Here is a 24,424-nt window from a genome sequence, read left to right as displayed (position 1 = left end):
AAGCCCACCGCGCAGCTCAGACCTGCTTCATCAGCACGGTGACGTGCAGGCGCCGCCGAATCCGCATGCCCTGCCGCTGGTACAGCGCAATGGCCAACGTATTGTTCGAGAACACGTGCAGGAACGGAATTTCCCCGCGCGCCTCGATCTGGCGCGCGATGGCGGCGAGCAACGCCTGCGCGTAACCGCGACCGCGATGATCGGGATGCACGCAGACCGCCGTCATCTCGGTGAAATTGCCGGGCTTCATCCGCTCGCCGGCCATGGCGACCAGCTCGCCGTGCGCGCGGATGCCGAGGAAGGTGCCGAGCTCGTGTGTCCGCGCCGCGAACGGCCCGGGCTTGGTCAGCTCGATCAGCGCCATCATGGCGGGAACGTCGGCCGCGCCCAGGCGGACGATCTCGGCATTACGCAGCGACGTGTCGGCAGGCGAGCCGATCATCTGCTCGCCGGTCTCGGCGAGCAGCACCTTGAAGCCGGCGGGAATTTCGACCGGCTCGGGCGTGAACAGCACCGCGACTTGCGAGCCCGACATGAGTTCGCCGAGCGCCGCAAAGCTTGCGGCGGACATATCTGGCATATCGGCAAACGGCGTCATGTCCACGGGATAGCGCAGAGCCTGCGGGCCGCCCTCCGCCAGATGCTTGTGGCTCGTCGTCAACGCGCTCCAGATCGGGCGATCCAGCAGCGCCTCATTGCTCGCCGACATCGGCCTAGTCCCTGTCGAAGCTAACGATGACGGCGGCATTGGCAATGAGGATGGGATCGTTGGCCACTTCCGTGGCCGAGGGAATCTCCAGCCCGCCCTTGACCGCGGTCACGGTCACCGTGCCGTAAGGCAACTCCTTGGCGACAGCCTCCTTGTCGACGGCTTCGGGATTTGGAACCCCGATCGTGACGTCCACGAACATGTCGTTCGCGGTCTTGCCGATCATCCGGAAGAAGCCGAGGCTGGAATGCCTGATGGCATCCGACACCGCCCGCTTCGCCGCCTTGGTGGCGTCCCGGCCGTGGACGTCGACGCCCATGCCCATCTCGGTGACACAACGAATGCGGGTCATTTCATAGTCCTGTGGTTGGTTGCATTGACGCAAATTGTTATCGCATTCGCGCTGATCGGCATACTTCGCCATTGCGAGGAGCGAAGCGACGAAGCAATCCAGACTGCCTCTGCGGAACGATTCTGGATTGCTTCGCTGCGCTCGCAACGACGGGTGTGGCAAGAGTATCCGGAATCACTCTTTCGCCTTCTCGTGTGCCCGGAGCTCATCGACCAGTACGCGCACGTTCTCCGAATAGTCGACCGGGATCGAGACCAGATGCACGCCGCCTTCCCTGAAGGCGGCGTCGAGCGTCGGGCCGAAGCTGTCGATCGTCTCGATGCGATGACCCTTGGCGCCATAGGCTTTCGCGTAGAGGACGAAGTCGGGATTGCCAAAAGTCATGCCGTAATCGGCGAAATGATCCACCGCCTGCTTCCAGCGGATCATGCCGTAGGCGTTGTCCTCCAGCACCAGCACGACCAGGTTGAGCTTGAGGCGGACCGCCGTCTCCATCTCCTGGCTGTTCATCATGAAGCCGCCGTCGCCGGCAACCGCAAGCACGCGGCGGTCGGGATAGAGCATCGCAGCCATCATCGCCGACGGCAGGCCGGCGCCCATGGTCGCCAGTGCATTGTCGAGCAGCAGCGTGTTGGCGACGCGGGTGCGGTAATTGCGCGCGAACCAGATCTTGTACATACCGTTGTCGAGCGCGACGATGCCGTTCTCGGGAATCACCTGGCGGATGTCGTGCACGATGCGCTGCGGAGTCGGCGGCCAGCGCGCCTCGGTGGCGCGGTCGGCGATGTGCTTCAGGATCTCTTCGCGCAGCGGGAGCAGCGCCGCGGCCTGCGGCAGCTTGCCCTCGAGCCGGTCCGCCAGCAGTTCCAGGCTCGGGCCGACGTCGCCGACGACTTCGGCATCGGGGAAATAGACCTGCTCGACGCTCGCCGGCGTGTAGCTGACGTGAATCACCTTTGGCCCTGAAGGCCCCATGATGAAAGGCGGCTTCTCGACCGGGTCGTGACCGATCGCGACAATCAGGTCGGCGGCATCGATCGCGTCGTGAACGTAATCGCGTTCCGACAGCGCCGCAGTGCCCATGTAGAGATTGGTGCCGCCGGGCACGGTCCCCTTCCCCATCTGCGTGGTGAAGAACGGAATGCCGGTCCGCCGCACGAAGCTTGCGATGCCATGCGTCGACCGCGGCCGGCTGGTCGCAGCGCCCATCATCACCAGCGGGCGCCTTGCGGCCATGATCATCTCGGCGGCGCGGTCGAGCGCGGCGCGATGGGCGACCGGGATTTCAATCGGGTGAACGGGGATCACCGGGACATCGGGCACCTCGTCGCCGGCGATGTCCTCGGGCAGCTCGAGATGCACCGGACCCGGACGCTCCTCCATCGCCGCGCGGAACGCATCGCGCACCACGGTCGGGATGCTCGAGGCGCTGACGATCTGCCGCGACAGTTTCGTGAGCGGCTTCATGGTCGCGACCACGTCCACGATCTGGAAGCGCGCCTGCCGGCTGCTCATGATCGGCTTCTGGCCGGTGATCAGGATCATCGGCATGGCACCGAGATGCGCATAGGCCGCGCCCGTGGACAGGTTGAGTGCACCGGGGCCGAGCGTCGACAGACAAACGCCGGGCTTGCCGGTCAGCCGCCCATGGGTGGCGGCCATGAAGGCAGCGGCCTGCTCGTGGCGGGTCAGGACCAGCTCGATCCTGGAGGCGCGCAGCGATTCGACCAGATCGAGATTCTCTTCGCCGGGAATGCCGAAGATGCGGTCGACACCTTCATTCTCCAGTGCCGCGACGAACAGGTCCGATCCCTTCGCTTTGCGTTGCTGGCCGCTCATGTCGCCTCCGCTCATTGTGCTTGGCTCTCGAGTTCCAGTAGAGCCGGCGCATGGTAGCGGTCCGCGGCTCCGGCACAACTCACAAAGAGCGGCAGCACATCAACTTCGCTGTTGCCATGCGAGCAACAGCACCCTGCCGGACGCCGAGCTCACGACCTAACTCATGCAGGCGCATGCGCTGATCGCGGCAAAGCTCTCGCGGAAGGTCCGCCATGAGCTTGAGCTCGACTTGGCGGAAGCCGAGCGACACCACCATCCCCGCGTGCAGCACCTGGATCGCTCGCGGCGACATTGAGCTTTCATCCTGTACCGATATACTGCCGCTCCTGGATTCGATTTGGGACAGCGGCGTGGCGATTGATCTGAAAGCGGTCGAGCAACTCGCTACCGATCAATCCTCGCTCAAGGCGGCGGCTGGCCTCGCCAAGCCCGCCAAATGGTCCGGCGTCGGCGCAAGCCAGGATGGCGCGCTGATCTGGGGCGAATGCGCGGGCTCCGGCGCCAATCCGTACCGCGTGATGGCCGACTTGCGCGATCTCGGCAACAAGTGCACCTGCCCTTCGCGCAAATTCCCCTGCAAGCACGTGCTCGGCCTGTTGTGGCTGAATGCAGAAGCGATCGTGCCGTTCGTGCCCGCGGAAACACCGGCCTGGGTCAGCGATTGGCTGGGCCGCCGGCGCGGCACGTCCGCGGCAAAGCCCGGGAGCAATGCGCCGCCCGCCGGCGACAAGGATTTGCGCGCCGCGCGCGCGGCCGAGCCCGAAGTGGCCGAGGATCCAAAGGATATAGCGCGGCGCGAGGCCCAAGCCGCCAGACGCAGCGAGGAGACCGAGCGGGCCATTCTCGACGCGCTGGATGCGCTCGAGCAATGGATCGGCGATCAATTGCGGCTGGGATTGTCGGGCTTCATCGACGATGCCACCTCGCGATGCCGGAGGATCGCGGCACGGCTGGTCGACGGCAAGGCCGCGGTGCTCGCCGGCCGGATCGACGAACTGCCGTCCCGCCTGCTCGCACTTGCCGCAGGCGACCGGCCACGTGCCGCCGTGGTCGAGCTCGGCAAGCTGGTCCTGCTCGCGCGCGCCTTCCGTGCCGCGCCGCGCGATGCCGAGATCAGGCGCGCCGTCGCCGCATCGGAAACGCGCGAGACCGTGCTGAGCGATCCGCAAGCGCTGCGGGTCGATGCGCGCTGGGAGGTCCTGGCCGAGCAGGTGCAGACGCGCCGCGACGGATTGGTGTCGCAAACGACCTGGCTGCTCAATCTGGCTCCGAACGGTCCGCGCTTTGCGATGCTGCTCGACTTCTTCCCGGCGAGTGCCGGACGACGCGGCTCGGTCTTCACACCCGGCGACCGATTCCAGGCTGAGCTCGTCTTCTATCCGTCGCAGCAGCCGCTGCGCGCCCTGCTCGTGCGGCGCGATGCGAGCGAAGAGACACCTGCCTTGGAATGGCCGGCTGCAGACACCGCGCTCGGCGACGCCTTGACACGCCCCCTGCTCGCAGAGCCGTGGGTGATCGAAATGCCGCTGCTGCTGCCGCAGGGGCGGATCGCGCGCGACGAGACAGGGGGTGCCTGGTGGCGCGCCGCCGACGGCACCGCCACGCTGCCCGTCGCCGGCAACACGGAGGGCCTGCTGGTCGGAACAGCGCTGATGCGCACAGCCGCGATCTGGTCGGGCAACCGGCTCACGATCCTGGCCGCACAGACCTCCTGGGGACGGATCGGCAGCGATGAGTGATGTCATCAAGGCCGAGACGATCTACGACGCGATGGGTGCGGTGCTCACGCGCTGGACCATGGGATCACCAGCCGCGCCAGCAGCCTCGTTCTGGCGTGCCGAGCTCGGCGACGATGCGGTCGAGGCCGAGTTGCGGCTGCTTGCACTTTCGGGTCAGTTTCTCGGCACCGCGTTGACGATGGAGCCCTCCTCATCGCTTCGCATTCTGCCCGACATTCCCGCGCTTGCATTGCCGACTGTGCCCGAGACCTTGCGTCCGCTGGTGCGCCGGATCCTGACCACGAAGAAGCAGGGCAAGGTCAAGACCGACCTCGTCCACTTCCTCGCGGCGCGCGGCTGGACGATGCATCCTGCCGACTGGATGCCCCAAGCCGATGATGACGATGTGCCCGATCTCTACGCCGGGTGGCGCGACTGGGCGGCGATTGCAGCGTCCGATAGCGCCACACGGCGGCAGACGGACGACCGACTCAGCGCCGAGAATTGGGACGATTTCTGGCCGGCAGCGCGCAAGGTCGCCTTGGCCGAGCTCAGGAGGCGCGATCCCTCTGCGGCGCGCGCAGTGCTGGAAGCTAAGCTTGCCGGTGAGACGGCCGACACGCGGTGGCGCCTGTTGTCTTTGCTGTCGGAACGGCTGTCCGATGAGGATCTCGCCTTTCTCGAAGGCGTCGCGGCGAACGATCGTGCCCCCAAGGTCAAGGCGCTTGCGACCTCGCTGCTCGCACGCCTTGGCCGCGGCCCTGCTGCGGGCGAGGACACGGCGGAGCTCGCCGGATTTTTCGCAGTAAAGACCAAGGGCCTGTTGCGCCGCTCGCGCGTGGTCCAGGCCGAGCCTCTCAAGACGGCGGCACAATCGCTGCGCCGAAAGGCGCTGTTCGATGGCGCCGACCTGACATCGTTCGCCGGCGCGCTGGGCCTTGCACCGCAGGAGCTGATCGCGGCCTGGGACTGGAACACAGACCAGACCGCCGATGCGGCGCTGGTCGATCTGATCGTGGCCACGGGAGCCGATGCGCAAGTCTCGCAAGCGGCCGACGCGGTCAGCGAACACGATGCGACTGGCCTCATCATATCGCTGGCTGCCCGGCTTGCGCCCGCCGAGCGCGCAAGGCACGCCGAGGCGGCCTTGAACGCGCGCGGCATCCGTTTCGAGCTGGCGCAACTGATCGCGGGAACGGCTGCGCGGCTCCGAGATCCACTGTCCGCACCTGCGGGCAAGACGCTGCTTGCGGCGCTCCAGCGGGACGATGCGAGGCCCTCCGACGACGCTGAGGAATTTCATGCGCTCGGCCTGATTACCTCACGCGAGGGCGCGCGAGGCGCGCTGAATGGTCTAGCCGGTGCAGGCCTGCTGCAAGGCGACCCGCGCCTCGACATGCTGCGGCTCAACGCCGCGTTGGACGACAAGGGAGCAAAACCATGAGCGAGAAACTGCGCCTGCCCGCCGAGGAGAGCTATGCGGCGGAGCTGAAGGCGCTTGCGACGGGCGATCAGCATCGCCCACCGGGCTGGGCACTCGCACCGCGGCAGGTCGTAACCTATCTGATGGGCGGCAAGGCGGTTGATGGCACGGTGATCACGCCCAAGTATGTCGGAGACCGGCGTCTGATCGAGACCGCCGTTGCGACGCTCGCGACCGATCGCGCGCTGTTGCTGCTGGGCGTACCGGGCACGGCGAAGTCATGGGTCTCCGAGCACCTCGCCGCGGGCATCACCGGCGACTCCACCCTGGTGATCCAGTGCACGGCTGGCACTGACGAGAACCAGATCCGCTACGGCTGGAATTATGCTCAATTGCTCGCACACGGTCCGCGCCGCGAAGCCCTGGTGCCTACTCCGCTGATGCGCGCGATGGAGAGCGGCAAGCTTTGCCGTTTCGAAGAGCTGACGCGAATGGGCAGCGACGTGCAGGACACGCTGATCACGGTGCTGTCGGAAAAGATGATGCCAATCCCCGAGCTCAACACCGCCGTGTACGCCCAGCGCGGCTTCAACATCATCGCGACCGCGAACAACCGCGACAAGGGCGTCAATGAACTGTCCTCGGCGCTCAAGCGCCGCTTCAACGTCGTCGTGCTGCCCTTGCCAGACAGCGCCGAGGAGGAAGTGGCGATCATCGTCAAGCGCGTCGGCGAGATGGCGCAGACTCTCGACCTGCCGGCGCCGAAGAACGTCGCCGACGAGGTGGCGCGGGTGGTGTCGATCTTCCGCGAGCTGCGCTCGGGCTCGACCGAGGACGGCAAGGTCGCGCTGAAGTCGCCCTCGGGGGGTTTGTCAACGGCCGAGGCAATCGCGGTGATGATCGGCGGGATCAGCCAGGCGACCTTCTTCAATGACGGCAAGCTGACGCCCGAAACGCTCGCCAGCAACATGATCGGCGCGGTGGTCAAGGACCCGGTGCAGGACACGGCCGTACTCGGCGAATATCTCGAGACCGTGCTGAAGAAGCGACGCGGCTTCGAAGGCTATTACGCGTCGCTGACCGACTTGATCTGACGGAGCGGCGCGAGCGATGGCGGGCCAGGTCTCTCTCTTCGGCATCCGGCATCACGGCCCCGGCTCTGCGCGGCGGCTGGTGGAAGCGCTCGACGCGCTGAAACCGGTGGCGGTGCTGATCGAAGGCCCGGCGGATGCATCCGAGCTGCTGCCGATGCTCGCCGATCCCGACATGGTAACGCCGGTGGCCCTCCTCACCTATGCCGAGGACAATCCGGCGAATGCCAGCTTCTTTCCCTTTGCCGATTATTCGCCGGAATACCAGGCCGCACGCTGGGCGGTGCGTCACGGCGCGACCCTGCGCTTCATCGACCTGCCGGCATCGGACCGGCTGGGTGCCAGCGATGGCGATATCGCGGAGGAGATCGCAGCAAGGGCCGAGGCCGACCCGGTCAGCCACGATCCGATCGGCGCGCTCGCAACTGCCGCAGGCTATGACGATGGCGAATCCTGGTGGTCCGACGTCATCGAGGAGAATCCCGCAACGGGCCCGATCTTCACGGCCGTTGCCGATGCGATGACCGCGCTGCGTGCGGACGAAAAATCACTGTCGGCGCGCGAGGCCGCGCGCGAAGCCCCATATGCGGATCGAGATCGCGAAGGCGGCCAAAGAATGCGACGGCGCCGTTGCGGTCGTCTGCGGCGCCTGGCACGTGCCGGCGCTCGCCGAGCGCCGCAGCCTTGCTGCGGATCGCGAATTGCTCAAGGGCCGGCCCAGGACCAAGATCAAGGCGACCTGGGCGCCATGGACCGCGCCGCGGCTGGCGCGCGCCAGCGGCTATGGCGCGGGCGTCGTGGCGCCGGGATGGTGCGCACATGTCTGGGACACGCGCGACCGCGATCGCGCTGCCGAGTGGCTTGCCAAGGTGACGCGCGCGCTGCGCGATCGCGGCCATTTCGTATCCACCGCCTCGGTGATCGAGGCGCAGCGGCTGGGGACGGCACTCGCGGCGCTGCGCGACCGGCCCGCGCCGGGCTTTGCAGAGCTGCGCGAGGCGGCGATCGCCTGCCTCTGCAACGGCGAGCGCGCCATGTGGGACGACATTTCGGCCGAACTCCTGATCGGCGCGGGCGTCGGTGCAATCCCAGCATCGACACCGCTCGCGCCGCTGCTCGAAGATCTCCAGCGTCAGCAGAAAGCGACGCGCCTCAAGCCGGAGGCGCTGGAGCGGGCGCTCACAATCGATCTGCGCAGCGAAAGCGGCTTGATGCGTTCCACGCTACTGCACCGGCTGAACGCGCTCGACGTGCCCTGGGGACGGTTGACGGATGCGGGGCGCAGCCGCGGGACGTTCCGCGAGAACTGGCAATTGCGCTGGGAGCCGGAATTCGCGGTCAGGCTGGTGGAAAATCTGCTCTACGGTTCGACCATCGCGGAAGCCGCGGGCGGGCGCCTGATGGAAGCGATGGGCAAGGAAGCCGAGCTTGGCCCGCTGGCGAGCCTGGTGCGCAATGCCATGATCGCCGACCTGGCGCGCGCCACCGAGTTCGGCATCGCCGCGCTGGAGACGAAGGCGGCACTGACGAGCGACGGCCCGTCGCTCCTTGCCGCACTGCCGCCGATGGCCGATATCCTGCGCTATGGCGAGGCGCGCACCGGCACGGTCGAGCATCTGACGGCGCTGATGCCGCGTATCGTGGTGCAGGCGGCACTTGCCTTGCCCTATGCTGCGCGCAATCTCGATGCGCCGGCGGCAGCCAAGCTGCGCGGTGCGCTCCTTGCGGCCGACGCCGCGATCCAGCTCGCCCAGATCGAGGCCGACATCGTGGCCGGCTGGCGCGATGCGCTGCGGGCACTGATGAATGACGATCACGCGACCCGCCTGATCGCCGGCACCGCCGCGCGGCTGCTCTACGAGGCCGAGCTGCTGACAGCCGATCATGCCGCGGACCTGCTGACCCGAATGCTCTCGCCCGGAACGCCGGTCGCGGAAGCGGCGGGATTCTTCGAAGGCTTCTTCGAGGGCGCCGGCCAACGGCTGATCCACGATGCGGCGCTACGGGGCGCGGTCGATGCCTGGTTGATGACGCTGGACGAGGAGGCCTTCACCGCCAGCCTGCCCTTGTTCCGCCGCGTCTTCTCGGCCCTGGACCGAACCGAGCGCCGGCGGCTGATGGATGCGCTCTTCGCGCGAAGCACCGCTGCTGCCAAAGGCTATCGGCTGATCGCCGGCGCAAACGAGATCTGGCCGGCGCATCAGGTCCGCGTACTCGAACTTGTCAAGGCGGGAGCGGCGCGATGAGCGAGGCCGATGAACGCAGCCGCCGCTGGACGCTCGCCCTCGGCGTCGACCCCGAAGGCGCCGAGAAAGGCCCTGCTCTGTCCGCCAGCGATCGCCGCATGTCCGAGGCGTTGACGGCGCTCTACGGCGACGGCGACGAAGCCCCGAAGAAAGGCCGCGGCGGGCTCGGCGGCTCGGCACCGCGCGTCGCCAAATGGCTCGGGGACATCAGGGAGTTCTTCCCCGCGCCGGTGGTCCAGGTGATCCAGAAGGATGCCTTCGAGCGCAAGGGCCTGCGCCAGATGCTGGTTGAGCCCGAATTCCTCGCGACCGTCGAGGCCGATGTCAGCCTCATCGCCGATCTGGTCGCGCTGCGCGGCGTGATGCCTGAGAAGACTAAGGACACCGCCCGCACTGTGATCGCCAAGGTGGTGGCCGAGCTGATGGAGCGGCTAGAGCGGCGCACCGCGGATGCGGTCGGCGGCGCCCTCAACCGCTCGCTGCGCACCAGTCGCCCACGCTTTGCCGATATCGACTGGCCGCGCACCATCAAGGCCAATCTGCGCCACTATCAGGCGGAGCATCGCACGATCGTGCCCGAACGGCTGATCGGTTTCCTGCGCCAGCAGCGCCGCATCGTCGATCTCGACGAGGTGATCCTGTGTGTCGACCAATCGGGGTCGATGGCAACCTCCGTCGTCTATGCCTCGATCTTCGCGGCGGTGATGGCTTCGCTTCCGGTGGTCGCAACCAAGCTCGTCTGTTTCGACACGGCGATCGTCGACCTGACGGAGGAGCTCGCCGATCCCGTCGAGGTGCTGTTCGGCGTCCAGCTAGGCGGTGGCACCGACATCAACCGCGCCGTCGCCTATTGCGAGGAGCGCATCGAACGGCCGTCGAAAGCGCATCTGGTCCTGATCACCGACCTCTATGAGGGCGGCAATGCAAATGAGCTGGTCGACCGGCTGGCGCGGCTCGCAACGCGCGGAGTCAATGTGATCGTGCTGCTGGCACTGACCGACACAGGGCATCCCTCCTATGATCCTGCGTTGTCGGCAAAGGTCGCAAGTCTCGGCATCCCCGTCTTCGCCTGCACGCCGGATCAGTTTCCGGATCTGATGGCGACCGCGCTGAAGCGCGAGGATGTCGCCGCGTGGGCAGCCGATCAGGACATCAAGTTGATCCGCCCCCAAAGCTGAGCGTGATGCGGAAAGCGCGTCGCGGCTCGCCGAAGCGAAGCAAGCCTCATTGCTCAGAAATCGACAGTAACTTCGCCGAAACCCACAAGGCGTGCACGGGCGCTGGTCCCCGCTTCTGCGAAGATCATGCCGATGCACGAACCGGTCGTGACGATCTGGCCCGGCAAGAGAGGCAGACCCCGGTCCGCACAATGACGGACGAGCCAGCGCAGCAGACGCCAGACGTCTCCTGCCGGATTGCCGCCAGTGGTTCGAGGGCTGATGTCTTCACCGATCGAGAGATCCGCCTCGACGGCCCTCAGATCGATGGCAGCAGGGCTGACTGTCGAGGCTGCTCCGATCAGCAACGCGCCGTGGCTCTGCAAATCCGCGAGCTGGGCCAGGGCGGCACTATTCGTCCAATCCTCGAGCCGCGTCTCGACGATCTCGATGGCGGGATAGACGGCGTCGAAGGCGCGTGCCAGCTCGCGATCGGGCAACGCGGCGTCGTCAGCCGCGAGCGCGCGCCCGACCCGGAGCGCAACCTCCACCTCGACACCCCGCAGGCGGAATTCAGGACCGAGCCGCGCGCCGGAGGCAAGCAGGCCGGATGCCGGCAGCGGCGCGCAGACGGGCTCGGCATCCGGGCCCGACGCCCCGACCTTCCAGCCGCCGAGCGGACCGAGCCGGGCAAGCGTGGCATCCTGGATGGCGTAGGCGCCCGCACGATCCGAAGGAAGGATGTCACGCCAGCCGACCGATCCGCCTTTGCTTCGGGCTGCGATCAACCGGTCCGCCGCTTCACTCGCGTTGCTCACGATGTCCTCCCGTAATGGGGCCCGGCCTCGGCGACGGGCGTGCCGCGGCGGGGACTCCCGATCTGTCCTGTCTCGATGTGCTAGTCATCGGCCTTGGTCGCACGCAGCAGATTGTCGCGCAATCTGCTCACCGTCTTCTGCACCACCGGAAAATCGTCGCCAAGACCTGTCGCCTCAATCAGCGCCCCGCCGAGATCCTGCTCGATCAGCTTGCGCCCCGCGGGCGTCAGGCTCAGGCGCACCTGCCGCTCGTCGGCAGGATCGCGGTGGCGCTTGATCAGCCCCATCTGCTCGAGCTTCTTCAGGATCGGAGTCAGTGTGTTGGATTCCAGGAACAGCTTCTCGCCCAGTGTGCTGACGGTCTGCTCATCCTCGTCCGACAGCGCCACCAGGACGATGTACTGGGTATAGGTCAGGCCGACCTTGTCCAGCAGGGGCTTATAGGCCCGGCCGAAAGCGAGATTGGCCGAATAGATCGCAAAGCAGAGGAAATTCGACAATTTCCGGTCTTTGCCGGCTGATTTGGGGGAACGGGCCACGGGAACCTCCGCAATTCGTGATCTGCCGACCAATATAAATCGTATCCGATTAAATCGGAAGAGCTTGACCGGTGGGTGCGGCGAGTATATTTCCATACGCATCCGATTAGATCGGATACGATTAATAATTCAACCGAAGGATACGACCATGACCTCCGCTGCAAAGGTTCTCTTCACCGGCAAGACCCACGTCACCTCGGGCGTCGACGGCACCGCGCACTCCAGTGACGGATTCCTGAACGTCAAGCTGGCCCAGCCGCACCCGGCGGCCGAAAACCTGTTCGCCGCCGCCTGGTCGGCCTGCTATCTCGGCGCGCTCGGGCTCGCCGCTGCCCAGCGCAAGGTCAAGCTGCCGAGCGAGCCGTCGGTCGACACCGCGATCGACCTGAACAACGCCGGCGGCGCCTTCTTCCTGCGTGCCCGTCTCGACGTCAGCGTTCCCGGCGTCGATCGCGCGGTGGCGCAGGAACTGATCGAGGCCGCACACGGCATCTGCCCCTACTCCAAGGCGGTGCACGGCAACATCGAGGTGACCACCACCCTCGTCTGAAGCGCCACGACGCGGACCGGCCGGCATCGGCCGGGCCCGCGCGGCGCGGACAATCTCGTGACCAAAAGGAGCCGACCATGAGCCATCGTCGTCTGCGAATCCTCCGCGTGCTGTCGAGCGCGGTGCTGCTCGCGGCAAACCTGTTCACACTGCCGGCCGCGGCGGCGCAGGCCGGCGTCACGCGCACCGACCTCCAGCGCCACGATCTCAGCGCGCCCGGGCGCGAGGCTGTGCAGGTGCGCGTCGACCTTGCCCCGGGCGTGGCGTTCCGCCGGCACACCCATCCGGGCGAAGAGATCATCTACGTGCTGGCGGGTGCGATCGAATACGACGTCGAGGGCAAGCCGCCGGTCACGCTGAGAGCCGGCGACGTGCTGTTCATCCCTGCCGGCGCGGTGCATGCGGCGAAGAATGTCGGCGGTGAGACCGCCAGCGAACTTGCCACCTATATCGTCGCCAAGGACAGGCCGCTGCTGACGCCGGCGAAGTGACGCCGGCGCTCCCCCGATTGACATGCGCGTGATATCTGACTAAAGTCAGACATCATGCTCGACGCCGTCTCCCGCGTTCGCCGCTTCAACCGCGCCGTCACCTCGGCCGTCGGAGCACTCGATACGTCGTTTCTCGGGCGCGGTCGGCCGCTCGGCGCGGCGCGCGTGCTCAATGCGATCGGGCACGGGCGTTCGGACGTCGCCGAGATCCGGGACTATCTCGGGCTCGATTCCGGGCTGATGAGCCGGCTGCTCCGCAGCCTCGAGGACGAAGGATTGGTCGAGACCACCGCGCATGCGGACGACGCCCGCCGCCGCGTGGCGCGGCTGACGCGCACGGGCCGGCGCGAGTTCGCAGCCTACGAGGCGCTCTCGAACGCGCAGGCCGAAGGCTTCCTCGCTCAGAATTCGCAAGCCGAGGCCTTGCTCGCGGCGATGGACCTGATCGCATCCGCATTGACGCGAGAGCGCGTTTCGCTGGATGAGATCGACCCTCAGTCCGAACCGGCACGCTATTGCCTCGGCGAGTACTATGCCGAACTCGGCCGCCGCTTCAAACAAGGCTTTGACGTCTCGCTGTCGCGCGATCCCGACGCCAAGGACATGCGCCGACCGCGCGGCACCTTCATCGTCGCGATGTCGGACACGCTGCCGATCGGCTGCGTGGGCTTGAAGGGAACCGATCACGGCTACGCCGAGATCAAGCGGCTCTGGGTCGTCCCGGCCGCGCGCGGGCTGCGGCTCGGCCGGCGCCTGATGGACGCGACCGAGGCCGCAGCACGCGAGCTCGGCATCACGCTGCTGCGGCTCGACACCAACAGCGCGCTGCCCGAGGCCGCCCAGCTCTACCGCACCAGCGGCTGGCGCGAGATTCCCCGCTTCAATGACGATCCTTACCCGGACCTGTTCTTCGAGAAACGGCTCTGATGCCGGACCGGTTCGCGATCCTCGCGCGTTAGGTCGAAGTGGGAGCTTCGATATGACGAGAGACGACCTCGCCGACATCTACCGCGCCTACATCACCTGCCTGAATCGGCGGGATTGGCCGGCACTCGGACAATTCGTGCATGATGAGGTCGCTCACAACGCGCGGCCGCTTGGGCTTGAGGGCTATCGCGCGATGCTGGAGCAGGATGTTCGGCAGATACCCGACCTGCAGTTCCACATCGAGATGCTGATCTCAGATCCTCCCCGCATCGCCGCCCGATTGAAGTTTGACTGCACGCCGGCTGGACCGTTCCTTGGTCTTGCCGTCAACGGGCGGCGCGTGTCCTTCTGCGAAAACGTGTTCTACGAATTTCGCGACGGAAAGATCCGTCGGGTCTGGTCGGTCATCGACAAGGCCGCGATCGAGGCGCAGCTCTGACGCCGCGCCTCGATCGCGAATTCACGCCGCCGCCGGCGCCACCTCGCCTTGCGGCTTTGCGAACGGGCGGAACGTCATCGCCATCAGGAAGGCACCGAGGCCCATCGCCCAGGAGGCGATGTAGAGCCAGGCATAGCTGGAGAAGGCATCATAGATCAGGCCGCCGGCGAGCGGGCCGGTCGCCATGCCGAGGCTGCCGGCCATCGCCGTGCCGCCGATCACCGTGCCCATCATCTTGAGCGGGAAGTTCTCGCGGATGAGCACGGCGTAGAGCGGCATGGTGCCGGCATAGATGAAGCCGAAGATGGCGCCGACCGCATAGAACGTCGTGAGCTGTTGCGCGAAGACATAGGCGAGCGCACCGAAGGCCTGCAGCAGCAGGCCCGAGACCAGCACGCGCTTGGCGCCGAAGCGGTCGCCCATCAGGCCGAAGGCGATGCGCCCGCCGAGGCCGGCAAACCCCTCGATGCTGTAGATCGTCACCGCCGCGACCAGCGGGATGCCGCAGCTCACGGCATAGCTGACGGTGTGGATGATCGGGCCGGAATGCGTCGCGCAGCAGAAGAAGTTGGTGGCGAGCAGGATCAGGAATTGCGGCGAACGCAGCGCCTCACCCATCGACATCTCGTTTTGTCCGGCGGCGGCTTCGCCCACGGGCGCGGCCGGGCCTTGCGCGAGCGCCGGCGGACGGCGCACCAGGAACGAGACCGGGATCATGATGGCGCCGACCACGAGCGCAATGATCTGCATCGAGGTGCGCCAGTCGTGGCCGGAGACGAGCCAGGCCGCCAGCGGCGACATCGTCATCGGCGCCATGCCCATGCCGGCCGAGACCAGCGACACCGCGAGGCCGCGATTGGTATCGAACCAGCCGGTGACGGTCGCCATCATCGGCGCGAAGATCGCCGCGCAGGCGGCGCCGACCAACAGGCCGAACACGATCTGGAACACGATCAGAGAGGTGGCGAGGCTCGCCGCGAACAGGCTGAGCGCCAGCACGGTCGATCCGGTCAGCACCACCGGCAGCGGCCCGAACCGGTCCGTCAGCGTGCCCCAGGCCATGCTAGTGAAGGCCATCGCCAGAAAGCCGATCGTCATCGCGCTGGAGATGCCGGTCACCGACCAGCCGGTGTCCTTGGTGATCGGCTGCAGGAACACCGGCAGCGAAAACATGCCGCCGATCGCGACGCAGCCAAGCACGCCGCCGGCGGCGACGATCACCCAGCGATAGTTGGAAGCAGTCATTTCAGTCTCCCGTCAGCTCTGTCTCGCCTGGAAGACGAATGGGAACTGCGCCGGCCGACAGGGCGACGTCGCATTTGCCGCACGCTTTCGTGACCTGCCAACAAAACTCGAAAAACAACCCCATGCACAGTAGCCGGCGCCAGCGGGATCAATGACTTACGAGGACGGCCATTTGCAAGGTCGAGGCGCGGGTTGACCCGTCGGGCAAAACACCGGCATAACGGCATCATCCCCCCATTCGAGAGCATCGCTGGGCCACCATCCTGTGCGGTTCAATGCTCAGATCTCGCCAAGACCACGCACGAGATTGGGCGTCGACCACGTTGCCACGCCGATTCCTGCGAAGTCGCGATCGGTGGTCCAAACATCGCCATCGACGCTCCACGCGAGCGCGAGCACGTGGGCATCGCGCACCGATCCATTGCGGCTCGGCACGGCATCGCGAAGGGTCTCCTCGCACCGGGCGATGATCGGCTCCAGCGACGCAACGGGAACGATCGTCAACAGCTCGGCGAGGTCATCGAGCACATCGAGCAGTTCGGGGCGCTGCATGCCGAGCGCGATGCGCCGGCGTGCCTCCTGGACGACACGGTCCGTGGTCACGAAGACCACCTTCTCCGCGGCGGCCAAAAGCGCCCCGGAACTTCGACCGCGAACAGCGGCGACCAGAATGGCCGCATCGATGACGATCGTTGCCGACGGTGGTCTCACGTCTTCCGCTTGCGCGTCAGGGCCTTCACTGCAGCAATCGACCAATCGACCGGATCGACCTCGCCGAACTCGGCCAATGCGGCATCGTCCGCGGCCGCGTCGCGCCCTTTGGCCAGCCGCTCCGCGCGCGCCAGCACGGCAGCCAAGCGCTCCGGATCGGTCGCCTTGAGCGGGATGAGCAGCCCGACCGTTCGCTCCCCCGATTTCACCGCCGTCGGGCCGGGCAATGCACCAATGGCTTCACCGGAAATCTTCTGTAGATCGCGGATGCTGATATGGGCCATGATGCTGACTTACATACGCCCTTATGTAACACATCGCAAGATGTTCGCGAATGCGCCGACCTCGGTAACCGATTGGAGTCCCCTCATGCCAAAGATCGACGTCGCCAAAGTGCCGGCCCGCAAGGGCTCCGGCTATCCGGCGCCCTTCAGCGCGCCTTGCGCCGAGCGCATTCGCAAGCGGCTCGGCGATGCCGGCGGCCTGTCGGATTTCGGCGTCAATCTGATGCGCCTGCCGCCGGGCGGCTGGTCGAGCCAGCGGCATTGGCATTCGCACGAGGACGAGTTCGTCTACATTCTCGAAGGCGAAGTGACGCTGATCGAGGATGGCGGCGAAACCGTGCTGCGCGCCGGCGATTGCGCCGCCTTCCCCAAGGCCAGCGGCAACGGCCATCACATGATCAACCGCTCGGACGCCACCGCGGTCTACCTCGAGATCGGCTCGCGCTCGCCAGGCGACCTCATCACGTGCTCCGACATCGACATGATGAGCCCGGCATCCGACGGCCGCTTTCTGCACAAGGACGGCACGCCTTATCCGTAAGTGACATCGCGGCTCACAGGGCCGCGCTGCGGCGCCAGGTGCCGACCGTGAGCCAGACCGCCGAGACCAGGAAGTAGATCGCGCCGACCGCGGCATAGCCCGCGACATTCGCAATCGACGGCACCGCGGGCATTGCGGCCTGGTAGATGAAGAAGCCGCCCGCCAGGGCCGACTGGCCGCCGCTGAGCACCATGGCCCATTGCGCGCCGAAACGCTTCCAGCGCCGCAGGGCCGTGCCGAGCTGGAGCAATCCGGACAGGATGGCCCAGGCCCCGAAGATTCCGAGCACCCAGTTCATGCTGACCTGCAAGGCCAGGATGACCGCGATGGTCGTCGCGAGGCTGACCAGCACGTTGAGGCCCTGCGTGCGGTTGCGGTTCAAGCCGCCGCTCCAGAGCGCATCGAGATAATTGGCCGCAGCGTCCCAGGTGGGATAGGCGACGAGCAACGCCGCTGCGATCGCCATCGACGACGGCGCGAGCGCGAAGGCCGCAACAACCCAGGCGGCGGAGCACGCGGCACGCATGAAATAGTACTGCTTCAGCCATTGCGCCTGATCGGCGCCCAAAGCCATCTCGCTGTTTCTCATAGCCTATTCCTTACCTACTAGTTGGTAGTTTTGATGGAAGCGGAAAGGTTCGAACCGCCCTGGCCTGTGCCGATCACGTCACTGCCTGGTGGAAAGCCGCTCCAGCAGCGGCCGGGTGATGGTCGCGAAGATTTTTGGATCGCCATAGGCCCGCGCGGACAGCATCGCGCCGTGAACGGTTGCCATGAATCCCTCCGCCTCGACCCGCGCCGTGCCGGAGAGATGGAGCCGGCTTTGCCGCTTGCCGCGCTCCATCACCGCAGCCAGCCAGGACGAGAGGGAGCGGAAATGCGCGCGGACTTCGAGCGCCACCTCCTCGGGCAGGATCGGAAGCTCGCTGGCAAGGAGCGCGCAGACGCAGAACGGAGCCGTCGCGTCCTTGATGCACGCCTCCCAATAGGCGACGTAGCTTTTGAGCTGCTCGGCGGGGTCGGCGACATTGCGTTCGAGCGCCGACAGTCCCGCCTGGGCCTCCTCGCGATAGCGCGCCACGAGGGTGCGGACCAGGTCGACCTTGCTGGCGAAATGGTGGTGGATGCTCGGCTTGCGGATGCCGACGACATCGGCGATGTCGGCGTAACTGAAGCCGTTGTAGCCGCCGGCGATGATCAGCGAGCGGGCGCAGGCAAGAATGTCGTCGGCAGTCGAGGAAACGGTGCTCATGGCGCTTAGCTACCTTCCAGTAGGTAGACAGTCAAGCGGACATGCTTCAATGATCCGTGAGCGAGTGGTAGGAGCCTGCATGACCATTCGCCCGATCGTGCGCTATCCCGACCGCCGGCTTGCGCTGCCGGCCCGCCCCGTCACTGTGTTCGACGATGCCTTGCGCGAGCTCGCGCAGGATCTGCTCGACACGATGCGCGCCGCGCCCGGCATCGGCATCACTGCGCCGCATATCGGCGTGCCCCTGCGCGTCGTGGTGCTGGAGCTCGACGCGAAGGACGGCCCGCAGACCTACGTCAATCCGGAGATCACATGGACCTCGCCGGAGATGATCATGCATCGCGAAGGCAGCGTCTCGATGCCCGGGGTCAACGACGAGGTGCAGCGCCATGCGCGGGTCCGGATCAGCTATTCTGATCTCGACGGCAACATGCACACCGAGGAATCGGATGGCTTGCGCGCCGTGTGCCACCAGCACGAGATCGACCAGCTCGACGGCCTATTCTGGATCCAGCGATTGTCGCGGCTGAAGCGGGAGCGGCTGGTGAAAAAGTACGAGAAGATGGCTCGGAATTCGTAGGGTGGATTAGCGAAGCGTAATCCACCAATCTGAACATGACGAAACGAGGGAGATGGTGGATTACGCCGCCCGCCGCGCTCTGCGCAGCGGTCTGCTAATCCACCCTACGCGTTCTCTCTCCTCACGCCCGCTTCCCGCCGCGCTTGGTGATCGGCGCGTTGCGGCGTTCGCGTTTGCCGCGCGCGATCTCGGTTGCCAGCGCGTCCAGCTTCGGCTCCCAGAAATTCCTGAACTGGCCGACCCAGGCATCGACCGCTTGCAGCCCGGCCGCGTCGACCGAATAGAGCCGCCTTTGCGCCTCGGCCCGGACGCTCGCAAAGCCGCTCTCGCGCAGCACCTTGAGGTGCTGCGAGACCGCCGCCTGGGTGATGCCGAACTCGGCCCCGATGATTTCGACGACCTCGCCGGATGCCAACTCACCGGGCGCCAGTAGCTCGAGGATGCGGCGGCGCACGGGATCGGCGAGGACTTCGAAGGCGTGCATCAGCTTCCGGTGCCGGGATGAACGATGTCGGGCGGCATCTCGCCGCGATAGAACGCGATGGTTCGGTCCGAGCGCTCCTTCGCCGTGGCTGGATCGACCCCGCTTGCGACATGCGCCGCACGCCAATGCTCGCCGCTCATCGTCATGAAGTCCTTGCCCTCGGGCGAGACCATCCAGGCCTCCGCCGTCTCATGGTCGACCGATGCCCCGGTCGCAAGATAACGCTCCAGTCCCGCAAGCGCGAGGTCCCAACCGATACCGACCGCCCCCGGGCCGAACTGATTCCAATGATCCTCGATGATCGCTGTGTGCTCAAGCGTCAGGCGCGCCTGGCTTCGCTCGGCTGTCAGGCTGACGTCGATCCAGCTCGTGGCGCCGCCGAATTCCCACGTCGCGGCGAAATGGGTCGGCGGCGTACAGGCCGTGATGGTGCCGCCCGCATTGCCCTTGACCTGGTAGCGTCCCCCGAGCCGGAGGTCGCCCTCGACCGGCGCAAACCAGCGCGGGATCCGCTCCCTGCTGGTCACGGCGTCCCAGAGATCGTCGACGCCGGTGTCGTAGAGCCGCGTGAGGGTCACGATGCTCGCCGGTTTCCCATCCTTGGCGAAATTCCTCACCGAACGTGTGACGAGCCCGAGGACCCTGGCGACGTCGAATTCCATTGGCGCCTCTCCCTGTCGCTTTCGTGTGAGGCAATGAATATCGAACACCACTAATATAAGTCAATCCTTATATTCAGTGACGCTACTGCGTCAAACCGCCTCGCGCGCCGACGCGAACCAAACACCTGTCCAGGCGTCTATCGGTGCCCTGTTCCCACCAAGCCCCGCCTAGAACGGAAGGAATTCATGAAAGTTCGCAAATTCGCCATCGCCGATGCTTCGCTCGAACGCTCGCCGGGACAGGACGGCGATATCTTCGCCGGCAATGTGATCGACCAGCGTCACGGCGGACCGATCACCATCGGCTTCGGCCGCTACGCGCCGAACCAGAGCCTGAACGAGACGCTTGCAGTCGACGACGTCATGCTCGTCCTGGAAGGAAAGCTCTCGGTCACCAGCGCCGGCAGCACCGTCACCGCCGGTCCCGGCGAGATCGTCTACATGCCGAAGGGCGAGACGGTCACGATCCGCTCGCACGAGCAAGGCGCCCTCACCGCCTATGTCACCTATCCGCATTGGCAGGAGGCGCGCGAGTGAGGCGCGAGCCTCGCGATGCACTACCCGCCCGCCATCAGCGCCTTCGCCAGCTCGTAGGGCGGATTAGCCGAAAGCGTAATCCGCCATCTGGCAACACGGCGCGGCGAGAGATGGTGGATTACGCCGGCGGACTGCGCTTCGCGCAGCCGCAGGCTAATCCACCCTACCCGCCCGCCATCAACGCCTTCGCCAGCGCCCTGTAGGCCGGCAGCGTCACGGGGTCGTTGGCGGCGTTGCCCGCCATCGGATGCGAGGCGTAGCGGGCGATCACCATCTCGGCCTTGGGATCGATGTAGATGCCCTGGCCGTGGACGCCGCGCGCCATGTAGGCGCCGTGGTCGTTGTGCGTGACCCACCATTGATTGCGATAGGACGCACCCGGCAGCGTGGTGTAGCCGGCCGGCTTGAACTTTTCGGGATCGCCGCCGCGCGCGATGTCCTCGACCACCTGCGATGGCACGATCTGGCGGCCGTTGAGCCGAGGGGCTCGGGGTCGGTGGTGGTGGCAGGCTGAGTGGCGGCGGGCGCAATCGACATCAAGCTTGGCTCCGGAAAGGTGATGCAGATGTCGTATCATGGACCACCACAGCGCACACCCGACGCAAGCGCGCATCACCTGCGCAACAATCAGGAGAGCGGCAATTTAGTGAAGGGGTCGAGTACGGGCACGCCGAGTGGCTCGAAATGCCTGACGTTGCGGGACAGGATCATCAGCGCGTGCTGGCGCGCCGTCGCAGCAATGATGATGTCCGCAAATCCAGGCGCATGCCCTAGCCCGCGAGCCCGATCCGACAGCTGCCCCGCGAGCCGCGCGGTCGGCATGTCGAACGGCAGGATACGATCGCCGTAGAGGTGCAGCACGGCGTCAAGCCATTGCGCCAAGTCCTTACTCTTGCGTGTAGCCTTTTCGCGCCGCAGCTTTGCTATTCCATCCTCGACTTCTGCAATCGTCACCACCGACAAATAGAGGATGCCGGATTGCGCATCCATCCATTCGACCAGCGCCGCAGGTACTGGCCGGTTCGGCGACACCGCAGATATAATGTTTGTGTCAACGAGGTACACGTCTCAAAAATCGGTCTTGCGCAGCTTAGATCGATTCCGGGCCGGCAAATCGCCCGCACTCGTGGGGGCCGCCATCAGGAGCCGCCCGAAGCTTGGGACCTTCGACAGCCGTTGCCACTCCTCGTAGCCCAAGACCACTGCCTGCTTCTTGCCGTGACGCGTGATCACCGCAGGCTTGCCGTCGACCGCCTCATCGACGACTGCGGACAGGTTGGCCTTCGCATCACGAAGCTGAATTTCGCGCATGGGACACCTATATGACTACAGTAGTCATATAGGTAAACTGCCCGATTTTCAAGACGGCTTGGCCGTACCCGCCTCAGAGTGCTTTCCAGCCCGGCGCCCGCTTCGTTGCCTCAGTGAACGATCCCTGACGAAGCGAAGATATTAAACAAGTAGATCGTAGGAGGGGTGGAGCGAAGCGATACCCATCAAGTTCGTTTTGCAAACGCGATGGGTTTCGCTGCGCTCTACCCATCCTACCAACTGCGCTTTAATAGAGGTCGCCCTCGACGCGCAACGCTAGTCAATGTCTCAGATAAGCGACATCCTCACTCCCACTCAATCGTCCCAGGCGGCTTGCTGGTCACGTCGTACACCACCCGGTTCACGCCCTTCACCTCGTTGATGATGCGCGTGGCGGTCTCGCCCAAGAACTTCATGTCGAATTGGTAGAAGTCCGCGGTCATGCCGTCGGTGGAGGTGACGGCGCGCAGGCCAACCACATAGTCATACGTGCGGCCGTCGCCCATGACGCCGACGGTCTTGACCGGGAGCAGCACGGCAAAAGCCTGCCAGATCTCGTCGTAGAGGCCGTGCTTGCGGATCTGGTCGATGTAGACGGCGTCGGCCTTGCGCAGGATGTCGAGCTTGTCCCTGGTGATCTCGCCGGGGCAGCGGATAGCGAGGCCGGGGCCCGGGAACGGGTGGCGGCCGACGAAGATTTCGGGAAGGCCGAGCTCGCGCCCTAACTTGCGCACCTCGTCCTTGAACAGCTCGCGCAGGGGCTCGACGAGCTTCATGTTCATGCGCTCGGGCAGGCCGCCGACATTGTGGTGCGATTTGATCGTCACCGAGGGGCCGCCGGTGAAGGAGACGCTCTCGATCACATCGGGGTAGAGCGTGCCTTGCGCCAGGAAGTCGGCGCCGCCGATCTTCTTGGCCTCTTGCTCGAACACCTCGATGAAGAGGCGGCCGATGGTCTTGCGCTTGGTTTCGGGGTCGGTGACGCCCTCTAACTCGCCGAGGAATTGCTTGGAGGCATCCACGTGCACGAGCGGGATGTTGTAGTGGTGGCGGAACAGGTCGACGACCTGCTCGGCCTCGTTGAGGCGCATCAATCCGTGATCGACGAAGACGCAGGTGAGCTGGTCGCCGATGGCTTCGTGGATCAGGACGGCCGCCACGGCCGAATCGACGCCGCCGGAAAGGCCGCAGATCACCCTGCCCTTGCCGACCTGCGCGCGGATCTTTGCGATCTCCTCCTCGCGGAAGGCGCGCATGGTCCAGTCGCCGGTGAGGCCGGCGATCTTGCGCACGAAGTTGCGGATGAGCTTTGCGCCGTCGGGCGTGTGCACCACTTCTGGGTGGAACATCAGGCCGTAATATTTGCGCTTCTCGTCCTGGATGATCGCGAACGGCGCGTTCGGCGAGGTGCCGGCGACGGAGAAGCCCGGCGGCATCTTGGTGATACGATCGCCATGGCTCATCCAGACCTGGTTCTTGGTCCCTTCCGACCAGACGTCCGCGAACAGCTGGCTGTCGGCCTTGACCTCGACATCGGCGCGGCCGAACTCGCGGTGATGGCCGCCCTCGACCTCACCGCCGAGTTGGGCCGCCATGGTCATCTGGCCGTAGCAGATGCCCATCACCGGCACGCCGGAGGCGAAGATCAGTTGGGGGGCGCGGGGCGAGCCGGCCTCATGCACCGACTCCGGCCCGCCGGAGAGGATCACCGCCTTCGGCTTCATCTCCTTGAAGGCTTCTTCGGCCTTGTTGAACGGGACGATCTCGCAATAGACGCCGTCCTCGCGCACGCGACGCGCGATCAGCTGCGTCACCTGGCTGCCGAAGTCGACGATGAGAATCTTGTCGTGCGCCGAGGCCACCGAGGGCGTCGACGCGGAGCGGTCGTTCTGTGCTGCTGTCATGGCCAGCCAATACGCTGGCCGCGCGCGGCCCGCAACCGCGGCAGCAGTGCGCCCACATGCTTCTTTGGCATGGACAAATGAATATAGGTAAGTAATATTGACCTATTATGCTCCGTCTTCAGAAAAGGGGCCGATCAGGGAGAATGCCATGTCACAGCACCATCAGCCGTCAACACTTGCCGCGCTCGGCCGGACCTGGGTCGAGGCCTGGAACGCGCGCGATCTCGAGCGCGTGCTCACGCTCTACGACGAGGCGGCGGTGATGACCTCGGACCGCATTCCCATGCTGGGGTTCGACCCCAGCGGCACCGTGCGCGGCAAGGATGCCCTTCGCGCCTATTGGGGCAAGGCGCTTCCCCTGGTGCCCAACCTGCATTTCTCGCTGATCGATCTGTTCGTCAGCCCGGACAGCCTCGTGGTGTTCTACGAGAACGAGCGGGGCAAGAAGATCTGCGAATATCTGCGGGTGAATGAGGCGGGGCTGATCGTGCAGGGCTCGGCGAACCATTTGGCGCATTGAGGCTCGCTGCGTTGGACGGTGCAGGCCACCCACCGCTGTCATTCCCCGCGAAAGCGGGGAATCCAGTACGCCGCGACTTCTCGATCGACCACGG

The 24,424-nt window shown here is 65.8% G+C and carries 29 protein-coding genes and 2 pseudogenes; 14 read left to right on the top strand and 17 right to left on the bottom strand.

From position 1 onward, the window contains the following. Nucleotides 1-16: 16 nt before the first annotated feature. The 4 genes from DCG74_RS21610 to DCG74_RS21595 form a co-directional block, all read right to left on the bottom strand. Nucleotides 17-709: a GNAT family N-acetyltransferase gene (locus tag DCG74_RS21610; protein ID WP_172786406.1), complete on the bottom strand. Its 693-nt coding sequence runs from the start codon at nucleotides 707-709 to the stop codon at nucleotides 17-19. A gap of 4 nt (nucleotides 710-713) precedes the next feature. Further along, nucleotides 714-1,061 (bottom strand): Lin0512 family protein, encoded by a 348-nt coding sequence (locus DCG74_RS21605; RefSeq protein WP_172786405.1) that lies wholly within the window; start codon nucleotides 1,059-1,061, stop codon nucleotides 714-716. 174 nt (nucleotides 1,062-1,235) lie between these two features. Beyond that, complete coding sequence (locus DCG74_RS21600) at nucleotides 1,236-2,900, bottom strand: acetolactate synthase large subunit (RefSeq protein ID WP_172786404.1); 1,665 nt, start codon at nucleotides 2,898-2,900, stop codon at nucleotides 1,236-1,238. A gap of 79 nt (nucleotides 2,901-2,979) precedes the next feature. Next, the gene (locus DCG74_RS21595) at nucleotides 2,980-3,192 is read right to left on the bottom strand and encodes a hypothetical protein (protein WP_172786403.1); all 213 of its coding nucleotides are present in this window, start codon (nucleotides 3,190-3,192) and stop codon (nucleotides 2,980-2,982) included. 58 nt (nucleotides 3,193-3,250) lie between these two features. Between DCG74_RS21595 and DCG74_RS21590 the strand changes: the two genes are divergently transcribed. The 6 genes and pseudogenes from DCG74_RS21590 to DCG74_RS21565 all read left to right on the top strand — a co-directional run bounded on the left by DCG74_RS21590 (nucleotide 3,251) and on the right by DCG74_RS21565 (nucleotide 10,556). Further along, nucleotides 3,251-4,639 carry an SWIM zinc finger family protein gene (locus DCG74_RS21590; protein ID WP_172786402.1) on the top strand — a complete coding sequence of 463 codons (1,389 nt, stop codon included), beginning with the start codon at nucleotides 3,251-3,253 and terminating at the stop codon, nucleotides 4,637-4,639. Continuing rightward, nucleotides 4,632-6,062, top strand: coding sequence for a DUF5691 domain-containing protein (locus tag DCG74_RS21585; protein ID WP_172786401.1), 1,431 nt, complete (start codon nucleotides 4,632-4,634; stop codon nucleotides 6,060-6,062). The genes DCG74_RS21590 and DCG74_RS21585 overlap by 8 nt, the downstream gene beginning before the upstream one ends. After that, nucleotides 6,059-7,135, top strand: a complete 1,077-nt coding sequence (locus DCG74_RS21580; RefSeq protein WP_172786400.1) for an AAA family ATPase — start codon at nucleotides 6,059-6,061, stop codon at nucleotides 7,133-7,135. Before DCG74_RS21585 ends, DCG74_RS21580 begins: the two co-directional genes overlap by 4 nt. Before the next feature lie 16 nt (nucleotides 7,136-7,151). Further along, a pseudogene (locus tag DCG74_RS21575) lies at nucleotides 7,152-7,655 on the top strand (DUF5682 family protein); the annotation flags it as partial. A gap of 61 nt (nucleotides 7,656-7,716) precedes the next feature. After that, on the top strand, nucleotides 7,717-9,378 hold the full coding sequence (locus DCG74_RS21570) for a DUF5682 family protein (protein WP_246708873.1): 1,662 nt from the start codon (nucleotides 7,717-7,719) through the stop codon (nucleotides 9,376-9,378). Next, nucleotides 9,375-10,556 carry a VWA domain-containing protein gene (locus DCG74_RS21565; RefSeq protein WP_172786399.1) on the top strand — a complete coding sequence of 394 codons (1,182 nt, stop codon included), beginning with the start codon at nucleotides 9,375-9,377 and terminating at the stop codon, nucleotides 10,554-10,556. Before DCG74_RS21570 ends, DCG74_RS21565 begins: the two co-directional genes overlap by 4 nt. Before the next feature lie 53 nt (nucleotides 10,557-10,609). Here the strand turns inward: DCG74_RS21565 and DCG74_RS21560 are convergent, their stop codons facing one another. Further along, the gene (locus tag DCG74_RS21560) at nucleotides 10,610-11,353 is read right to left on the bottom strand and encodes a 2-keto-4-pentenoate hydratase (RefSeq protein WP_257187375.1); all 744 of its coding nucleotides are present in this window, start codon (nucleotides 11,351-11,353) and stop codon (nucleotides 10,610-10,612) included. A gap of 80 nt (nucleotides 11,354-11,433) precedes the next feature. Next, complete coding sequence (locus DCG74_RS21555; protein WP_172786398.1) at nucleotides 11,434-11,892, bottom strand: MarR family winged helix-turn-helix transcriptional regulator; 459 nt, start codon at nucleotides 11,890-11,892, stop codon at nucleotides 11,434-11,436. Between the two features lie 148 nt (nucleotides 11,893-12,040). Between DCG74_RS21555 and DCG74_RS21550 the strand changes: the two genes are divergently transcribed. The 4 genes from DCG74_RS21550 to DCG74_RS21535 all read left to right on the top strand — a co-directional run bounded on the left by DCG74_RS21550 (nucleotide 12,041) and on the right by DCG74_RS21535 (nucleotide 14,299). Beyond that, a complete protein-coding gene (locus DCG74_RS21550) occupies nucleotides 12,041-12,442 on the top strand; it encodes an Ohr family peroxiredoxin (protein WP_172786397.1) in 402 nt (133 codons plus the stop codon). Nucleotides 12,443-12,519: 77 nt separating this feature from the next. Beyond that, nucleotides 12,520-12,933: a cupin domain-containing protein gene (locus DCG74_RS21545; protein ID WP_172786396.1), complete on the top strand. Its 414-nt coding sequence runs from the start codon at nucleotides 12,520-12,522 to the stop codon at nucleotides 12,931-12,933. 54 nt (nucleotides 12,934-12,987) lie between these two features. Beyond that, nucleotides 12,988-13,860: a bifunctional helix-turn-helix transcriptional regulator/GNAT family N-acetyltransferase gene (locus tag DCG74_RS21540; protein ID WP_172786395.1), complete on the top strand. Its 873-nt coding sequence runs from the start codon at nucleotides 12,988-12,990 to the stop codon at nucleotides 13,858-13,860. Nucleotides 13,861-13,912: 52 nt separating this feature from the next. Continuing rightward, nucleotides 13,913-14,299: an ester cyclase gene (locus DCG74_RS21535; protein ID WP_172786394.1), complete on the top strand. Its 387-nt coding sequence runs from the start codon at nucleotides 13,913-13,915 to the stop codon at nucleotides 14,297-14,299. 21 nt (nucleotides 14,300-14,320) lie between these two features. Here the strand turns inward: DCG74_RS21535 and DCG74_RS21530 are convergent, their stop codons facing one another. The 3 genes from DCG74_RS21530 to DCG74_RS21520 form a co-directional block, all read right to left on the bottom strand. Then, complete coding sequence (locus DCG74_RS21530; RefSeq protein ID WP_172786393.1) at nucleotides 14,321-15,544, bottom strand: MFS transporter; 1,224 nt, start codon at nucleotides 15,542-15,544, stop codon at nucleotides 14,321-14,323. Between the two features lie 279 nt (nucleotides 15,545-15,823). Next, nucleotides 15,824-16,255 carry a PIN domain-containing protein gene (locus tag DCG74_RS21525; RefSeq protein ID WP_172786392.1) on the bottom strand — a complete coding sequence of 144 codons (432 nt, stop codon included), beginning with the start codon at nucleotides 16,253-16,255 and terminating at the stop codon, nucleotides 15,824-15,826. Then, nucleotides 16,252-16,539 (bottom strand): hypothetical protein, encoded by a 288-nt coding sequence (locus DCG74_RS21520; protein ID WP_172786391.1) that lies wholly within the window; start codon nucleotides 16,537-16,539, stop codon nucleotides 16,252-16,254. The genes DCG74_RS21525 and DCG74_RS21520 overlap by 4 nt, the downstream gene beginning before the upstream one ends. A gap of 85 nt (nucleotides 16,540-16,624) precedes the next feature. Between DCG74_RS21520 and DCG74_RS21515 the strand changes: the two genes are divergently transcribed. Then, on the top strand, nucleotides 16,625-17,080 hold the full coding sequence (locus tag DCG74_RS21515) for a cupin domain-containing protein (protein WP_172786390.1): 456 nt from the start codon (nucleotides 16,625-16,627) through the stop codon (nucleotides 17,078-17,080). 13 nt (nucleotides 17,081-17,093) lie between these two features. Here the strand turns inward: DCG74_RS21515 and DCG74_RS21510 are convergent, their stop codons facing one another. Both DCG74_RS21510 and DCG74_RS21505 read right to left on the bottom strand, forming a co-directional pair. Further along, entirely contained in the window at nucleotides 17,094-17,669 is a 576-nt protein-coding gene (locus tag DCG74_RS21510; RefSeq protein ID WP_172786389.1) for a DUF308 domain-containing protein, read from the bottom strand. Between the two features lie 78 nt (nucleotides 17,670-17,747). Next, the gene (locus DCG74_RS21505) at nucleotides 17,748-18,332 is read right to left on the bottom strand and encodes a TetR/AcrR family transcriptional regulator (RefSeq protein WP_172786388.1); all 585 of its coding nucleotides are present in this window, start codon (nucleotides 18,330-18,332) and stop codon (nucleotides 17,748-17,750) included. 79 nt (nucleotides 18,333-18,411) lie between these two features. On the opposite strand from DCG74_RS21505, the gene DCG74_RS21500 reads away from it, so the two are divergent. Beyond that, a complete protein-coding gene (locus DCG74_RS21500) occupies nucleotides 18,412-18,912 on the top strand; it encodes a peptide deformylase (RefSeq protein WP_172786387.1) in 501 nt (166 codons plus the stop codon). Nucleotides 18,913-19,033: 121 nt separating this feature from the next. Here the strand turns inward: DCG74_RS21500 and DCG74_RS21495 are convergent, their stop codons facing one another. Together DCG74_RS21495 and DCG74_RS21490 are read right to left on the bottom strand one after the other, a co-directional pair. Then, the gene (locus DCG74_RS21495) at nucleotides 19,034-19,396 is read right to left on the bottom strand and encodes a helix-turn-helix transcriptional regulator (RefSeq protein ID WP_172786386.1); all 363 of its coding nucleotides are present in this window, start codon (nucleotides 19,394-19,396) and stop codon (nucleotides 19,034-19,036) included. Next, nucleotides 19,396-20,058 carry an SRPBCC family protein gene (locus tag DCG74_RS21490; RefSeq protein ID WP_172786385.1) on the bottom strand — a complete coding sequence of 221 codons (663 nt, stop codon included), beginning with the start codon at nucleotides 20,056-20,058 and terminating at the stop codon, nucleotides 19,396-19,398. Before DCG74_RS21490 ends, DCG74_RS21495 begins: the two co-directional genes overlap by 1 nt. A 186-nt stretch (nucleotides 20,059-20,244) precedes the next feature. On the opposite strand from DCG74_RS21490, the gene DCG74_RS21485 reads away from it, so the two are divergent. Continuing rightward, complete coding sequence (locus DCG74_RS21485) at nucleotides 20,245-20,595, top strand: cupin domain-containing protein (RefSeq protein WP_172786384.1); 351 nt, start codon at nucleotides 20,245-20,247, stop codon at nucleotides 20,593-20,595. 163 nt (nucleotides 20,596-20,758) lie between these two features. Here the strand turns inward: DCG74_RS21485 and DCG74_RS21480 are convergent. The 4 genes and pseudogenes from DCG74_RS21480 to guaA all read right to left on the bottom strand — a co-directional run. Continuing rightward, nucleotides 20,759-21,076: pseudogene (locus tag DCG74_RS21480) on the bottom strand (6-aminohexanoate hydrolase); the annotation flags it as partial. A 146-nt stretch (nucleotides 21,077-21,222) separates the two neighbouring features. Next, nucleotides 21,223-21,660 (bottom strand): type II toxin-antitoxin system VapC family toxin, encoded by a 438-nt coding sequence (locus tag DCG74_RS21475; RefSeq protein ID WP_172786383.1) that lies wholly within the window; start codon nucleotides 21,658-21,660, stop codon nucleotides 21,223-21,225. A 3-nt stretch (nucleotides 21,661-21,663) separates the two neighbouring features. Further along, a complete protein-coding gene (locus DCG74_RS21470) occupies nucleotides 21,664-21,906 on the bottom strand; it encodes a type II toxin-antitoxin system Phd/YefM family antitoxin (protein WP_172786382.1) in 243 nt (80 codons plus the stop codon). 305 nt (nucleotides 21,907-22,211) lie between these two features. Then, entirely contained in the window at nucleotides 22,212-23,810 is a 1,599-nt protein-coding gene (guaA, locus tag DCG74_RS21465; RefSeq protein WP_172786381.1) for a glutamine-hydrolyzing GMP synthase, read from the bottom strand. 148 nt (nucleotides 23,811-23,958) lie between these two features. Between guaA and DCG74_RS21460 the strand changes: the two genes are divergently transcribed. Continuing rightward, on the top strand, nucleotides 23,959-24,330 hold the full coding sequence (locus DCG74_RS21460) for a nuclear transport factor 2 family protein (RefSeq protein WP_172786380.1): 372 nt from the start codon (nucleotides 23,959-23,961) through the stop codon (nucleotides 24,328-24,330). Nucleotides 24,331-24,424: the final 94 nt, after the last annotated feature.

The organism is Bradyrhizobium sp. WBAH42 (assembly GCF_024585265.1).
Lineage (GTDB): Bacteria > Pseudomonadota > Alphaproteobacteria > Rhizobiales > Xanthobacteraceae > Bradyrhizobium.
This window is presented reverse-complemented; position numbering and strand designations above follow the sequence as displayed.

Bases quoted from the DNA above. Each gene is read 5' to 3' on its own strand.
- DCG74_RS21550 (WP_172786397.1), top strand. From the start codon at position 12,041: ATGACCTCCGCTGCAAAGGTTCTCTTCACCGGCAAGACCCACGTCACC.
- DCG74_RS21570 (WP_246708873.1), top strand. From the start codon at position 7,717: ATGCGGATCGAGATCGCGAAGGCGGCCAAAGAATGCGACGGCGCCGTT.
- DCG74_RS21610 (WP_172786406.1), bottom strand. From the start codon at position 709: ATGTCGGCGAGCAATGAGGCGCTGCTGGATCGCCCGATCTGGAGCGCG.
- DCG74_RS21470 (WP_172786382.1), bottom strand. From the start codon at position 21,906: ATGCGCGAAATTCAGCTTCGTGATGCGAAGGCCAACCTGTCCGCAGTC.
- DCG74_RS21545 (WP_172786396.1), top strand. From the start codon at position 12,520: ATGAGCCATCGTCGTCTGCGAATCCTCCGCGTGCTGTCGAGCGCGGTG.
- DCG74_RS21460 (WP_172786380.1), top strand. From the start codon at position 23,959: ATGTCACAGCACCATCAGCCGTCAACACTTGCCGCGCTCGGCCGGACC.
- DCG74_RS21585 (WP_172786401.1), top strand. From the start codon at position 4,632: ATGAGTGATGTCATCAAGGCCGAGACGATCTACGACGCGATGGGTGCG.
- DCG74_RS21495 (WP_172786386.1), bottom strand. From the start codon at position 19,396: ATGCACGCCTTCGAAGTCCTCGCCGATCCCGTGCGCCGCCGCATCCTC.
- DCG74_RS21605 (WP_172786405.1), bottom strand. From the start codon at position 1,061: ATGACCCGCATTCGTTGTGTCACCGAGATGGGCATGGGCGTCGACGTC.
- DCG74_RS21565 (WP_172786399.1), top strand. From the start codon at position 9,375: ATGAGCGAGGCCGATGAACGCAGCCGCCGCTGGACGCTCGCCCTCGGC.
- DCG74_RS21515 (WP_172786390.1), top strand. From the start codon at position 16,625: ATGCCAAAGATCGACGTCGCCAAAGTGCCGGCCCGCAAGGGCTCCGGC.
- DCG74_RS21580 (WP_172786400.1), top strand. From the start codon at position 6,059: ATGAGCGAGAAACTGCGCCTGCCCGCCGAGGAGAGCTATGCGGCGGAG.
- DCG74_RS21595 (WP_172786403.1), bottom strand. From the start codon at position 3,192: ATGTCGCCGCGAGCGATCCAGGTGCTGCACGCGGGGATGGTGGTGTCG.
- DCG74_RS21510 (WP_172786389.1), bottom strand. From the start codon at position 17,669: ATGAGAAACAGCGAGATGGCTTTGGGCGCCGATCAGGCGCAATGGCTG.
- DCG74_RS21490 (WP_172786385.1), bottom strand. From the start codon at position 20,058: ATGGAATTCGACGTCGCCAGGGTCCTCGGGCTCGTCACACGTTCGGTG.
- DCG74_RS21535 (WP_172786394.1), top strand. From the start codon at position 13,913: ATGACGAGAGACGACCTCGCCGACATCTACCGCGCCTACATCACCTGC.
- DCG74_RS21500 (WP_172786387.1), top strand. From the start codon at position 18,412: ATGACCATTCGCCCGATCGTGCGCTATCCCGACCGCCGGCTTGCGCTG.
- guaA (WP_172786381.1), bottom strand. From the start codon at position 23,810: ATGACAGCAGCACAGAACGACCGCTCCGCGTCGACGCCCTCGGTGGCC.
- DCG74_RS21485 (WP_172786384.1), top strand. From the start codon at position 20,245: ATGAAAGTTCGCAAATTCGCCATCGCCGATGCTTCGCTCGAACGCTCG.
- DCG74_RS21600 (WP_172786404.1), bottom strand. From the start codon at position 2,900: ATGAGCGGCCAGCAACGCAAAGCGAAGGGATCGGACCTGTTCGTCGCG.
- DCG74_RS21540 (WP_172786395.1), top strand. From the start codon at position 12,988: ATGCTCGACGCCGTCTCCCGCGTTCGCCGCTTCAACCGCGCCGTCACC.
- DCG74_RS21530 (WP_172786393.1), bottom strand. From the start codon at position 15,544: ATGACTGCTTCCAACTATCGCTGGGTGATCGTCGCCGCCGGCGGCGTG.
- DCG74_RS21505 (WP_172786388.1), bottom strand. From the start codon at position 18,332: ATGAGCACCGTTTCCTCGACTGCCGACGACATTCTTGCCTGCGCCCGC.
- DCG74_RS21520 (WP_172786391.1), bottom strand. From the start codon at position 16,539: ATGGCCCATATCAGCATCCGCGATCTACAGAAGATTTCCGGTGAAGCC.